Here is a 13,571-nt window from a genome sequence, read left to right as displayed (position 1 = left end):
GCCTACAGATTTTACAGATACAACAAAGCCCCTTCGTTATCCGAAAAAAATGGAGCGGGAAACGAGTCTCGAACTCGCAACCCTCAGCTTGGAAGGCTGATGCTCTACCAATTGAGCTATTCCCGCTCGAAACCTGCGAATAACGCGGAGCGCTATATTCCGGACAGCCTGAAGCCGCCTGCATAATCATGGTGGAGGGGGGAGGATTCGAACCTCCGAAGGCTTCGCCGACAGATTTACAGTCTGTTCCCTTTGGCCGCTCGGGAACCCCTCCACATATTGTCTTCTACTACATGGAGCTGGCGATGGGACTCGAACCCGCAACCTGCTGATTACAAATCAGCTGCTCTGCCAATTGAGCTACGCCAGCGTTGAACCCTGCAAATATATCCTCTCTTTTCCAAAAAGCAATCTTTTTTTTCATTCAAAGTGTTTTTTCACCTCTTTGGATCAGGGTACCTGAACTCAACATATAGGGCCAGAACATTGCGGTTCATGGATGAGCTTATCTGACCATGACCGAAACCTGCTGGCGATTCACCCACTGTAAAAACAGAAAAGCCGGAGGATGATCCCTCCGGCTTTTCAGCAATCCCGTACAGGCGACTTTCAGTCTTCGTTCAGTGGATTCTTGACATAGGCAGATTCGCGGTAACGCTCAAAAGCCATGGCAAAGGTCCGGTAGACGAGATGGGCGAACTTGGTATAAGGCATGTACATAAACAGCATCATGACAGATACCAGATGCAGGTAATAGGTCACGTATCCAAGCGATGCCAGGCCGATCAGCCGGAAAATCTCCGCAAGCAGGCCGGTGACACCGACCCCCATGATCATCCAGATCAGAAACCAGTCATAAAAGGTCCGTGTGGCCTGTCCATCGGCCTCCATCTGGCTTCTGTTACCCCACAGGATGCCGATGCCGACAATCAGAGCGATGGCAGCGACATTGGCCAGAATCTTGACGGGGTTCCACATCGACATTGGTCCGTGGAGCTGGGGCCAGATAATTCCGAGCACATCCTGGACAAAGGCGGAGTAAGCAGTAACAAAGAGCAGGGCAAGGAAAGAGAGCAGCAGCGGCAGATGACCACGCACACGGTCATAATTGGTTTTGCACTCACGGAAGCGATTGTGCTGGATGATTTCCTGCACGGACGGCCACAGGAATTCCTTGACAAACTGGGAGACCGATGGACGGTACAGAGCCTCACCTACTCCTGAGTATTCCTCCATCTTCTTCCACATGTTGGTCACACCCCTGTAGGATGCATAGAGAGCCAAACCAGCGGCAGGAAGCATAATAAGGTCTATAAAGAGCACGTTTTTAGCCAGGTAGCGCCACTCCCAGTGGCCAAAAAATTGACCGTAACCGGCGTGAGCGAACTGTTCGGCGGACGGAATATGCATTCCGCCGGAGATGAGCCACATGACAAAAATGATCACAGCCGGCATGCCAATGAGTACAGGCAGATTTTTGCCCGAACTTGCAAGTTTCGCCAGGCCCGACGGCCAGCCGAAAGATTTGTACATGTAGGCCCGGATCGCACCGAGCACGTCCCCGGGTTTTGCCCCCCGTGGACAATAGGCGGTGCAGTCACCACACTGATGGCAGAGCAGGACGTTGGGATCTCCAATGAGCTTGTCTTTCAGACCCCACTGGGCAAATACCATTTCACGCCTTGGAAAGGGGTTGTCATCAGAAGAGAGCGGGCAGACAACAGAGCAGGTTGCGCACTGGAAACACTTTTTCAAAGTGTCACCACCCGCACTCTTCATGTCCTTGATAAATTCGAGATCGGGTTGCACGTTCATAGACATTTTCTCCTCCTGTCATGAAAGCTGTTACTTGTATAGCGCAACAAAGGTTCTATACCAGAAAATTTCAAATGTTGCCATCCGGTACCATGAATTGGTCCGGATGGCAACCGGTTTACACGACAGTGAGGTTAGAAGCCCTTAAACGGGTTCGGGCCAAGCTCCATGATCTCCTCAACAAACTCCTCCAGGAGTTCTGGGAGCTTGTCGTAATCGGAAATGGCAATCTGGCGTACCGCACAACGTTCTGGCTCGAGGCCAAGCGTTCCAAGGGTTTCGCCGATGTTTTCCATACGACGATTCGCAATTTCAGATCCCTTCACAAAATGGCACTGGTAATCATCGCCCCACTTGCAGCCAAGGAGAATGGCACCGTCCATTCCGGAGGACAGGGCATCCTTGATCCAGGCCATATTGACCGAACCAAGACAGCGAACTGGAATAAAACGAATCAGCCGGTTGAGCTTGTTTCGATGCATGCCAGACATGTCGAGAGCGGGGTAGGCGTCGTTTTCACAGACAAAAGCGATGATGCGCAGTTTGTCGTCATCGTCTTCAGGGACCTCTACCGCTTTGACCATGGACCCGATGAGATCGATGTTGTAGTCGGCAAACCCGATGATACGCTCGGGGCACGCGCCCATACAGGTACCGCAGCGACGGCAGCGGGTCGGGTTGGGCAGCGGCGTACCCTTCTCATCATCGTCCAGGGCACCGAACGGACACTCCTCAGTGCATCGCTTACACTGGGTACAGCGCTGAAAGAAAAAGTCCGGATAGGTCTTGTCACCGGACCGGGGATGAACAGCAACACCACGGTCCGCACACTCGATAGCCTGGATGGCCTTGAGCGCTGCGCCGGTGGCGTCATCGATGGTTTCTTCCATGGTTTCAGCTTTACGCACGCCACCGCAGGTGTAGATACCGGTCCGGCGGGTCTCGTAAGGGAAGCAGATGAAGTGTGAATCGGCATAGCCGTCAAAAAGATCCAGATCCAGGAAGGCCGGACCCTGGCGATAGGCCAAATTAATGGTGGGCTCGTCAACAGTGGTGGGAACCATGCCAGCAGCCAGTACGACCATGTCCACCTCGAGATCAAGATCATCTCCAAGCAGAGTATCCTGGGCCTTGACAACCAGGCCGTTCGCTCCTTCTTCCACCTGGGTGACAGCTGCCTTGGTCAGGAAAATTCCATCATCCTGCTGCATGTTCTTGTAAAACAGCTCGGTATGACCAGGAGTCCGCATGTGCTGATAGAGAATAAAAGCCTGTCCGTCAGGGTTGTCCTCGCGAACATACTTTGCCTGTTTCAGTGCCACCATGGATGTAACGGAATTGGTGTAGGGAAAATCCTTGTCATTATCAGCACCGCCTGGGCTCTGAATGAATGCGACCCTTGCCGGGACTTTGCCCTGCTTGGCAAGCTTTTCAAACTCGGCATTGGTGACAACGTTGTTGAGCTTGCCGTAACCGAGATGCTCATACTCGGAGACATCTGCAGGACGCCAGCCTGTAGCAAGGATCACCGCGCCAAAAGTCTCGCCGTCTGGATTCCTTTCGGTATACGGCTTGAGCCCGGCATTTGGATCTTCCATTTCGCCCTTGTCGATCAGGTCCTGTTCATCCACACCAACCTTGGCAGGGGCATCCCACTCGGTCGTACTACCGGCTGGTTTGAGGGTGACGTTGAAATCCCCGGGAGCACCACCAATGCGGGCGACCTCGGTGGAGGTCTTGACGGTAATATTGGGATCCGCTTCCACGGCAGCGATCAACTGGTCAATGGTGGGGTTTTCAAGTTCACCATAGGGATACGCCGTGGGAAACTGCTTGCGCCAGCCGCGAGCCTTGCCGCCAAGCTCTGCTTCTTTCTCGACTATGGTGGCCTCGTAGCCCATTTTGGAAGCCTCGAGAGCTGCGGTCAGCCCGGCGATTCCGCCACCCATCACCAGAATCTTCTTAACCAGGGTTTCAGGCTTGAATGGTTCAGGCAACTCGGTTTTCTGGGCCCTGGTGACAGCCATACGGACATAATCCTCGCCCATTTCCTGCAGAAACTCGTCTACTCCCTCTGCCGCCTCTTCACCCTCTTCGGGCTCACCGGCGGTCCAGGCAACCTGCTCCCGCAGGTTGGCACGAACAGTAATGATCTCATCACCAAAAGAGAATTCCTTCTGCATGACCCGGGGTGAACAGGCGCAGACAACAACGGTGTTAACCCCCTTGTCGGTTATATCCTTCTCGATCAATGCCCGACCGTCGGCGCCGCACAGACAACCATGGTCGACCATCTCGATACCTGTCTCAGAGGCCGCCTCCTTGAGCCCGTCGACGTCAAGGACATCGCCGATACCACAACCTGTACAGAGATATGCTCCATATACTTTATCCATTGACCTTCCTCCTACCGTCCGATCTGAATTGCTTTGAGAGCTGCTGCAGTAGATGACTGTCCACAGGTATACACATCAGCAGCTGACTTGGCACAGCCGGCAGCAATCATTCCCTTTTCAGGTTCGGAAATAACAAATCCGTTGCCGTCCATATTGACGCCCAGTCCCTTGCCCTGTTCGCCAAGTGCCGGCTGCATGCCGGTCGCAAGCACACAGAGGTCAACTTTCTGCTGGATCTTGGCACCGGTCACGGCATTTTCAGCCACGACGGTCACACCACCGTCATCCTCTGGAATGATATCAGCAACCTTGCCCTTGATAAACTGAGCATTTTCATCTGCCATAAGTTTTTCGCGGAACTTTTCATACTTACCTGGGGTACGGAGATCAATGTAGAACACATAGATCTTGGCTTCAGGGTACCGCTCGCGAATATACGTCATCTGCTTGAAAGTAGCCATGCAGCAGATATAGGAGCAATATTCGAGATGGTTTTCGTCACGGGAGCCGGCACATTGAACAAAGGCAAAGGATTCGGGTTCCTTGTCGTCCCCGGGACGAAGGATCCTGCCCCCTGTGGGACCATTGGGAGCCGCCATCCGCTCCATCATCATATTGGTGATAATGGCACCGGATTGCCCGAATTTGAGATTGTCCATCTTTGAGGCATCGTAAGGATTCCAGCCGGTTGCCCAGATAATGGAGCCCACAGTTACGGTAAAGGTTTCCGGCTGCATGTCCAGATCAACAGCATCGTATTTACAGGCACTCTTGATCGCCTCAAGACACTCGGTCGAGCAGGCATCCTTGGCCAGGACATAACGGCGCGGAAACGCCATCTCATGGGGCAGGAAGATCGCCTTGGTCTTGTCCATGCCGAAGTTGAAGGCATTGTCGATCTCGTCCGTACACGCCTCGGCGCAGTCGCCGCAGGCTGTGCAGTTTGAGTTGACATAACGCGGAGCGGTTTCCAGCGTCACTTCGTAGTTGCCCGGGCCACCGCTGACCGACTTGACTGTGGTCATGGTGTAGGGTTTGATTCTCCGGTTGTCCTTGACCCGCTTGAAATTGATCTCCAGGCCACACGTTGGGGGACAAAGTTTGGGGAAATACTGATTGAGCTGGGCTACACGCCCTCCGAAGTACGGATTCTTATCGATAAGAATAACATCATTACCGACCTCCGCAGCTTCCAGAGCGGCCGTCAGGCCACTTATTCCGCCGCCCACAACCAGTACCGCACCAGTTCCTGCAGTGTCACTCATGCCAATCCTCCATAACTGCTGGTATTGATGAAAGGTGATTTCTGGCTCCATTGACTGGAAGTTTCACGCCTCCCGGCCAACGCAGACAAAAAGCTGCCGCGTATATGAAAAATCTCCAGGCCCAATCGGGCCTGGAGATTCTCTCTAACAGATCATTATGACTGATTAATTACAGCCACGGATCGGTCTCGATGATGTTGATGCACTCTACCTTCTCACACTTCCACTCACCGGCCTTGGGATCATAAGTGGAGTTGACGAAGCAACGCCAGTTCTCATCATCACAGGTCGGGAAGTCAGACCGATAGTAGAAGCCCGGATAACGGGATTCCTCACGGAACTGGATGTGGCGGATATGAGCCTCAACACACCAGATACGATGGTAGTTCTCCCAGGCACGCATGAGCTCATGCAGATCACCGGCAGCCATCTTCTCTGCGTCCTCACGCAGCATTTCGAGCAGATCCATGCAGATGCCGAGCAGCTTGCCGGAGGTCATGTAGTAGGTAGCTACACCACCACCATACTCATCGGTGGCCTTCATCAGGCGCATCATGAGACCGGCAGGTTTGCAGTAGTTCGGGTTGACGTCGGCATGGGTGGAAGCGCCAACGAACTCGTGGTACCGCTTGACCGGTGCATAAATTTCATCGGCAAGTTCCTGAGCGGTCTGGGCCAGCTCAGGAGTGAAGTCGGCATTGTCGCGGCAGTACTTAACCATCTGCTTGGCAACGATACGACCCTCGGCATGGGAACCGGAGGAGAACTTGTGCCCAGAAGCGCCTACACCGTCACCAGCAGTGAACAGGCCGTTAACCGTGGTCATACGGTTGTAACCCCACTTGTACTGGTGCGACCGAGGACCGTCAACATCCGGCACCCAGTCCTCATTCGGACCGGAGGTCCAGATGCCGCAGCAGCCGGAATGAGAACCAAGCATGTACGGCTCGGTCGGCATAATCTCGGATCCAACCTTCTCAGGCTCGATGTTCATACCGGCCCACAGACCAGCCTGACCAACAGACATGTCAAGGAAGTCTTCCCAGGCCTCGGACTCGAGATGCTTCCAGATCTTCTTGACTTCCTTCTCGGACTTGCCAGCAGCGCGGGCTTCGTCGAGGAAGGCGTTCAGCGCCACGTCGGTAGCCATGTAGATCGGACCACGACCGGCCTTCAACTCGTTGAGCATCAGGTGGTTACGCAGACAGGTCGGGGTAACGGCAGACTCTCCGTAAGGCAGGTATTTCTTGAGCTCTTCCTTGGCCGCATCGGAGCCTGCATAGAACTCGCCCAGACCGTTGGAAACTTTGGCCTTGAACAGCAGAAACCATGCACCAACCGGACCATAACCATCCTTGAAACGGGACGGGGTGAAGCGGTTTTCCATCATGGTCAGGGTAGCACCTACCTGAGCACACATGGTGTAGGTGGAGCCAGCGTTCCATACCGGGTACCATGCACGACCCTTACCTTCACCGGTGGACCGCGGACGGAAGATGTTTACTGCACCACCACAGGCAACCAGAGCGGTCTTGCACTTGAAGACATGCACCTTGTTCTCACGCGTGGAGAAGCCGACTGCACCGGCAATGGTGTTCTCACGGTTCTTGTCGAGCAGCATCTTAACGATGAAAACACGCTCCATGATGTTCTCTTCACCCAGAGCGGTCTTGGCAGGCTCGGCAACGATGCACTTGTAGGACTCACCATTGATCATGATCTGCCACTTACCGGTACGTACCGGAGTACCACCTTCGCGCAGGGAAGGAGCAGGCTTGGCGCCGTCCAAGTTGGACCCGTCCTCAGCCTTCTTCCAGATAGGCAGACCCCACTCTTCGAACAGCTTGACAGACTCGTCCACATGACGACCCAGGTCGTAAATCAGGTCCTCGCGAACAACACCCATCAGGTCATTACGTACCATCTTGACATAGTCTTCGATGGCGTTCTCGCCAATGTAGGTGTTGATAGCAGACAGACCCTGGGCAACAGCACCGGACCGCTCAAGAGCAGCCTTGTCGACCAGGATGATCTTCATGTCTTCAGGGGCCCACTTCTTGATCTCAAAAGCGGTACCACAGGCGGCCATACCACCACCTACAATCAGAACATCACACTCGTGCTCTACAATTTCAGGATCCACTACGGCGGGCAGTTCACCTTTCGGCTTATTCGGTAATGCCATATTTCTATCTCCTCTAATAGATATTCAGAATAGAATTTTTACTGGTATTCAATTACTGAAAAACTTATGCCAGCTTGGTCGGGCTCGGCAGTTCACCTTCGAGAAGCAGACGCTCGTCGTCCAGATTCTCACCCCTCTCGCCAACATAGGCATTGGCAGCACCCTCAGCCGTGGTCCGGATCGGGAATTTGAAACGCTTGATATTTCCATTACGGAACTTGACAGTCCACATGATGGAGTCAGAACTCCGCATGGGATGCACCTGGCCGCCCATGGGTACGAAGTCATCGTAACCACGAACCATTATGGCACCCTGCGGGCAGATCTTCACGCAGGAGTAGCACTCCCAGCATGCGTCCGGCTCCTGGTTGTACGCCTTCATCTCTTCCTTGTTCAGGACCATGAGATCGTTCGGACAGATGTACATGCAGGCCGTCTTGTCACCGCCCTTGCAACCATCGCATTTTGAAGGATCTACAAAACTTGGCATTAATCTACCTCCTCACTTTGATTTTCCTTTATGGCTGCGCCCCTGCGAAGCCAATTACCCCAGTTAACAGAACCAAACAGCACAGGACTGGAATCTCTGCGAAATCCGCAACAACAACCATCCTGCAACTGCATGTGACCAAAAAGACAACTTATTCATTTTACAAGCTATTCTCGCCACTGCTCACTGAGGCTCAAAAAAATGAATAATCACTCATTTTTAGTCGAATAACCTTATAATTTGTTGCCTACCCAATGTCAAGCAAAAAGGTTGCAGCCCTTCATTCAGAATTCTGAATTATCTGATTCATTCATCTGTTCAACACCGACCCTCACCGGGATCCTGGAACCCTCTTTTCCGATCCGTTTCCTGCCGGTGTACAGCCGTATCGATAGAAGGCCCCTGGACAACCAGCCATTGCACCTTAAACAATTTAATGCGTGCATGGCTTCCCCGGTCACTCAGAATACGTATTTCTGACAAGCACCTCGCGGGGCCTTGAACCATCGGCCGGTCCGACAATACCCTCACGCTCCATCATTTCGATCATCCGTGCCGCCCGGTTGTACCCCACCCGCAGTCGCCGCTGTACCATGGAAATGGAAGCCTGTCCCGTCTCCGTAACCACAGCCACTGCCTCGTCATACTTTTCGTCATACTCTTCGGGAGAACCGTCTTCAACAGCCTCCTCCTGTTCCACCACCTTGAGCACTGATTCATCATACGTCGCGCTGCCCTGCTTTTTGAGATACTCAATGATGCGCTCGGTCTCTTCCTCTGAAATAAAGGCGCCGTGGATCCGCTGCAGTTTAGCGGCTCCTGGCGGCAGAAAGAGCATATCCCCGTTACCAAGAAGATGTTCGGCCCCGGAACCATCGAGAATGGTCCTGGAATCCACCTTGGAGGACACCTTGAATGAGATTCGGGTGGGGAAGTTGGCCTTTATGAGTCCGGTCAGGACATCCACCGAAGGCCGCTGGGTGGCAAGAATGATATGCATGCCCGCTGCTCTCGCCATCTGCGCAAGGCGGGCAATGGAAGATTCCACGTCCTTGGAAGCCACCATCATCAGGTCGGCCAACTCATCGACAATGATGATAATATAGGGCAGCTTCTCCTCGGCCACCTCATTGTAGGAAAGAAAGGACTTGACCCGCTTTTCCTCCAGCAGTTTATAACGACGCTCCATCTCGCGCACAGCCCAGATAAGAGCCCTGGAGGCCATTTTCGGCTCGACTACCACCGGATGAAGCAGATGGGGTATCCCTTCGTACACCGAGAGTTCGATCCGCTTGGGATCCACCATCAGAAGTCGCACTTCGTCCGGCGTGGCCTTGAAAAGAATCGAAGCGATAAAGGCATTGATGGCTACAGACTTACCGGCGCCTGTGGCCCCGGCGATGAGCAGGTGGGGCATGCGGGCAAGATCAGCAACCACCGGCCTGCCGATCACATCCACCCCCAGGGCAAGACTGAGCCTGGAGTCCGATTTCCGGTAGGTATCGCAAAGGAGAATATCGCTGAGAAAGACTGTCTTCCGCCGCGGGTTGGGAATCTCGATGCCAATGGCAGCCTTCCCGGGAATGGATCCGACGATACGGACCCGATCCACTCTGAGGACCATGGCAAGATCATCGGCCAGGGACACGATCCTGTTGATTTTAATCCCGGGGGCCGGAGCAAACTCATAGGTGGTAACCACCGGACCGGGCGAGATACCTTCCACCGATCCCTGGACACCGAAATCACGCAGCTTGTCGGTGAGGATCCGGCTGACACTGTAATAATGTTCCCGATCCACCTCCATCTCGCCGGGTTCGTGTCGATCGAGCAGGGTCAAGGGCGGCAGATGGTATTCTCCGCCCTTGAGAGGCTGGAGAGCAAATTCCTCTTCAGGGTCCGGCAGTTCGATACGAGCCGGCGCATGAACATCCGGCTTTCCTTCCTGCGGCTTCGCGAGCACATCGTCCTGAGGGATCTCTCCACTGACAACCGGTTCCTTTCTGGACCGTGTCGGCTTCTCCTCCTGACCGCGCCGCCCTCTTTCCAAGGGCAGGCGGCGCAACGTGCCCCACAAGACACCACACAGCCAGCTCCACAGGTGCCTGCCGGCTGTGGCTGGAGAAAATCGTACCGCGGCCATAAGAGAAAAAAGGAGTACGAGAAGCAAAATAAGAACCGAACCTGCCGGGCCGGTAAATGTCCCCAGCAATCGCCAGACCATCTGACCGAGATAGCCCCCCGGGGTGATGAAGCTGGCCGGAAAGAAAAGTCGATCCACGGTGGCCAGCAGGCCGGAGCTGGAAATGAGAATCCCGGTGATTCCGGCAACTATAGCTGGAATTCTATTGACGGTATCGCCCGGGACAAAGGTGGCCGCAGCGGTATAAAGCAGAATCGCCACCGGAAAAAACGCTGTCAGCCCGAAAAAGGAAAAGAGGTAGTGGGCCACATAGTAGCCAAAACTGCCACACCAGTTAGTAGATGGCTCCTGCAGGACGGGATTTTCTCCCAGCAGCGGCAGACTGTAACTGAGCAGACAGAGAAACAGAAAAACAGCCAGGAACAGGCTGACCAGGGCCGTGGCCTCTTCACGGAACCGGTATCCTGTATTTTTTTTTGTGGCAGGTGATGCCATAATTTCCAGAGAGACAGTGCCAAGTGGGCAGGATTTTCAGGTTAGAGAAATCGTGGTTGTCGTTTACTGGTTATTCTGCGGCAGCGGCATCGAGAATGCCGTTGATGAACGAAACCGAGTCAGGATTGGAGTACTGTTTGGCTATTTCCAGGGCCTCGTTGATGGCGACCCGGGTTGGGACATCGTCGCTTTCGTTCATCTCCAGAAGAGCGATACGCAGGATATTGCGGTCGACAATGGACATGCGTTCAAGACGCCAGTTATGGGAATGGGTGATAATGAGCTGGTCGAGCTTGTCGCAGTGTCTGCAGACACCTTGACCAAGAAAACGGACATAGGAAAAAAGTTGCGTCAGCGATTCCAGGCATCCCTGGAAATGACGCAGGCCGGACACAAGCTGTGCGGCGTCAAAACCGCACCCATCAAGATCCGGGGAACTCAGGAGAACAAGGGCCTGCTGACAGAAGGAACGCAACTCGTTTTTCATCTGCCGGCTGAGAGGGGTCTCTTCATCCAGCTCATGCAACCGGTAATACTTGCTGACCTCGCCACAGAAGCGGCGAAACTTCCCATAAAGGGGCTGATCATCTCCCTGTTTAACAATATCGGCATGGGCCTGCAGCCGTTGAACCAGACTCTGCAGCTCCGGAACCAGAATTTCCGGTTCATTACAGCAGCCAAAGATTCCCTGGGTCACCAGCCGCTCCAGAGACCAGTCGACAAACCGCTCAAGTTCGGTGTCAATCTGCTCAACAGTCCGGGCATGTCCCTGGAAATCGTGTTCAAAGAGAAACTGGAGCGCTATTTCCCTGGATTTACGTCGAAGCCCCATAGTGATTCCGGGAAGTAATAATTAGGATTCAAAAAAGAGACGGTATTTCCGGCGGCCCCGGAAGGTCGATCAGATGGCATCCATGAGATCAATCATCTCCAGGGCGGCAATGGCAACCTCAGCTCCCTTGTTACCGGCCTTGGAACCGGCCCGTTCGATGGCCTGTTCGATGGTTTCTGTGGTCAGGACACCAAAGAGCACAGGGATACCGGCATCAAGCATGACCTGGGCTGTGCCCTTGGCCACCTCACCGGCCACGTAGTCAAAATGCGGCGTTGCCCCGCGAATAACCACACCCAGAGTAATCACTGCGTCGTACCTTCCTGACTTCGCCATCTTCTGTGCGACCAGGGGAATCTCAAAGGCACCAGGCACCCGGGCTACGTCTATATCTTCTTCCTTTACACCGGAACGTACCAGCGCGTCGATGGCTCCTTCCAGCAACTTTTCCGAAATAAACGAGTTGAAGCGGGCAACAATAATACCAAGCTTTCTCCCGTCTCCACACAGATTTCCTTCAAAATAATTCGCCATGATGTTTTTCCTTTTCACCCTTCCAAAATCACACTTCCATCAGGACTGTTCGCCGTACAGTTCCAGGATATGCCCCATCTTGTCGCGCTTGCAGCGAAGATATTCCCTATTCTCCGGTTCGCAGACCACCTCTATGGGCAACCTACCGACCACTTCAAGGCCATATCCTTCCAGGCCGACGATTTTTTTTGGATTATTGGTCAGCAACCTCATCTTGCGAACCCCGAGATCACGGAGAATCTGGGCCCCGATACCGTAATCCCGCAGGTCCGGCTTGAAACCGAGCTGGACATTGGCCTCCACGGTATCAAGTCCCTCCTCATCCTGCAGGCTGTAGGCCTTGATCTTGTTGACCAGCCCAATACCGCGCCCTTCCTGACGCATATAAAGGATGACCCCCTTCCCTTCCTGCTCCACCATCCGCATGGCGGCATGGAGCTGGGCCCCGCAGTCGCACCGGGCGGAACCGAATACGTCGCCGGTAAGACACTCGGAATGCACCCGGACCATAACCGGTTCATCCGGAGAAATCTCTCCTTTGACCAGGGCCACATGCTCATATTGGTCCACATCGTTTTTATAAGCTATAACCCGAAACTCGCCGGCATGATAGGTGGGCATCCGGGCCTCGGCAGCTCGATGGACCAGGGTATCCTCGCGCAAACGGTAGGCAACCAGATCAGCGATAGTGGCAATCTTGAGCCCATGTTTCTCTGCGAACTTCTCCAAATCCGGCATCCGGGCCATGGTGCCATCTTCATTCATAATCTCACAGATGATTCCCGCAGTCCGCATGCCGGCGAGCCGGGCCAGGTCCACGGAACCCTCGGTCTGTCCCGTCCGGACCAGGACCCCACCCTCGCGGGCCCGCAGCGGGAAAATATGACCGGGACTGACAATATCGCTGGGCTTTGCGTCGGGATTGACCGCTGCCTGAATGGTCCGGGCCCGATCGGCGGCGGAAATACCGGTGGTCACCCCGGTGCGGGCCTCGATGGAAATGGTGAACCCGGTTCCATACTGGGACTGGTTGTTCTGCACCATCATGGGCAACTGGAGCTGCTCGATAATGTCCGGGCTCATGGCCAGACAGATCAGCCCCCGGCCGTAGGTGGCCATGAAATTGATGGCCTCCGGGGTCACCGCTTCGGCGGCCATGCAGAGATCGCCTTCGTTCTCCCGGTCTTCGTCATCAACCAGGATGATCATCTTGCCGGCTTTGATATCTTCAATTACTTCTTCAATGGGACTGACTGCCATTTTTCTGCTCACAGGTTACGCTTTGCAGCATTCTCTTCTTTTTCACTGCTGCGACCGGCCCCGGGGCCGGTTGCAGCAATTTCTCGTAAAAACCCGTGTTCCGCCAAAAAAGCGGGATTGATCCCGCCGTCCTCTCCACCGGGTTCCACCCCTGCG

At 54.2% G+C, this 13,571-nt stretch carries 9 protein-coding genes and 3 tRNA genes; all 12 read right to left on the bottom strand.

Annotation, left to right across the window (positions count from 1 at the left end):
• Positions 1-50: 50 nt before the first annotated feature.
• Positions 51-126 (bottom strand) — tRNA-Gly (locus tag ACXJJY_RS06330).
• Positions 127-189: 63 nt separating this feature from the next.
• Positions 190-274 (bottom strand) — tRNA-Tyr (locus tag ACXJJY_RS06325).
• 20 nt (positions 275-294) lie between these two features.
• A tRNA-Thr gene (locus ACXJJY_RS06320) sits at positions 295-370 on the bottom strand.
• 239 nt (positions 371-609) lie between these two features.
• Positions 610-1,815, bottom strand: coding sequence for a quinone-interacting membrane-bound oxidoreductase complex subunit QmoC (gene qmoC, locus ACXJJY_RS06315; protein WP_456386095.1), 1,206 nt, complete (start codon positions 1,813-1,815; stop codon positions 610-612).
• Positions 1,816-1,949: 134 nt separating this feature from the next.
• Positions 1,950-4,211: a hydrogenase iron-sulfur subunit gene (locus ACXJJY_RS06310; protein WP_456386093.1), complete on the bottom strand. Its 2,262-nt coding sequence runs from the start codon at positions 4,209-4,211 to the stop codon at positions 1,950-1,952.
• An 11-nt stretch (positions 4,212-4,222) separates the two neighbouring features.
• Entirely contained in the window at positions 4,223-5,476 is a 1,254-nt protein-coding gene (locus tag ACXJJY_RS06305; RefSeq protein WP_456386091.1) for a CoB--CoM heterodisulfide reductase iron-sulfur subunit A family protein, read from the bottom strand.
• 169 nt (positions 5,477-5,645) lie between these two features.
• Positions 5,646-7,661 carry an adenylyl-sulfate reductase subunit alpha gene (aprA, locus tag ACXJJY_RS06300; RefSeq protein ID WP_456386089.1) on the bottom strand — a complete coding sequence of 672 codons (2,016 nt, stop codon included), beginning with the start codon at positions 7,659-7,661 and terminating at the stop codon, positions 5,646-5,648.
• A gap of 64 nt (positions 7,662-7,725) precedes the next feature.
• Positions 7,726-8,151 carry an adenylyl-sulfate reductase subunit beta gene (aprB, locus tag ACXJJY_RS06295; RefSeq protein WP_267926733.1) on the bottom strand — a complete coding sequence of 142 codons (426 nt, stop codon included), beginning with the start codon at positions 8,149-8,151 and terminating at the stop codon, positions 7,726-7,728.
• 457 nt (positions 8,152-8,608) lie between these two features.
• Complete coding sequence (locus ACXJJY_RS06290) at positions 8,609-10,789, bottom strand: FtsK/SpoIIIE family DNA translocase (protein WP_456386086.1); 2,181 nt, start codon at positions 10,787-10,789, stop codon at positions 8,609-8,611.
• 70 nt (positions 10,790-10,859) lie between these two features.
• Positions 10,860-11,621, bottom strand: coding sequence for a transcription antitermination factor NusB (gene nusB / locus ACXJJY_RS06285; RefSeq protein ID WP_456386084.1), 762 nt, complete (start codon positions 11,619-11,621; stop codon positions 10,860-10,862).
• A gap of 69 nt (positions 11,622-11,690) precedes the next feature.
• A complete protein-coding gene (ribH, locus tag ACXJJY_RS06280) occupies positions 11,691-12,155 on the bottom strand; it encodes a 6,7-dimethyl-8-ribityllumazine synthase (RefSeq protein ID WP_456386082.1) in 465 nt (154 codons plus the stop codon).
• A 39-nt stretch (positions 12,156-12,194) separates the two neighbouring features.
• A complete protein-coding gene (locus tag ACXJJY_RS06275) occupies positions 12,195-13,415 on the bottom strand; it encodes a bifunctional 3,4-dihydroxy-2-butanone-4-phosphate synthase/GTP cyclohydrolase II (protein WP_456386080.1) in 1,221 nt (406 codons plus the stop codon).
• Positions 13,416-13,571 lie beyond the last annotated feature (156 nt).

The organism is Desulfolithobacter sp., from assembly GCF_054025815.1.
This window is presented reverse-complemented; position numbering and strand designations above follow the sequence as displayed.

Coding starts and splice junctions, on each gene's coding strand:
- qmoC (WP_456386095.1), bottom strand. CDS start 1,815: ATGAACGTGCAACCCGATCTCGAATTTATCAAGGACATGAAGAGTGCG.
- ACXJJY_RS06310 (WP_456386093.1), bottom strand. CDS start 4,211: ATGGATAAAGTATATGGAGCATATCTCTGTACAGGTTGTGGTATCGGC.
- ACXJJY_RS06305 (WP_456386091.1), bottom strand. CDS start 5,476: ATGAGTGACACTGCAGGAACTGGTGCGGTACTGGTTGTGGGCGGCGGA.
- aprA (WP_456386089.1), bottom strand. CDS start 7,661: ATGGCATTACCGAATAAGCCGAAAGGTGAACTGCCCGCCGTAGTGGAT.
- aprB (WP_267926733.1), bottom strand. CDS start 8,151: ATGCCAAGTTTTGTAGATCCTTCAAAATGCGATGGTTGCAAGGGCGGT.
- ACXJJY_RS06290 (WP_456386086.1), bottom strand. CDS start 10,789: ATGGCATCACCTGCCACAAAAAAAAATACAGGATACCGGTTCCGTGAA.
- nusB (WP_456386084.1), bottom strand. CDS start 11,621: ATGGGGCTTCGACGTAAATCCAGGGAAATAGCGCTCCAGTTTCTCTTT.
- ribH (WP_456386082.1), bottom strand. CDS start 12,155: ATGGCGAATTATTTTGAAGGAAATCTGTGTGGAGACGGGAGAAAGCTT.
- ACXJJY_RS06275 (WP_456386080.1), bottom strand. CDS start 13,415: ATGGCAGTCAGTCCCATTGAAGAAGTAATTGAAGATATCAAAGCCGGC.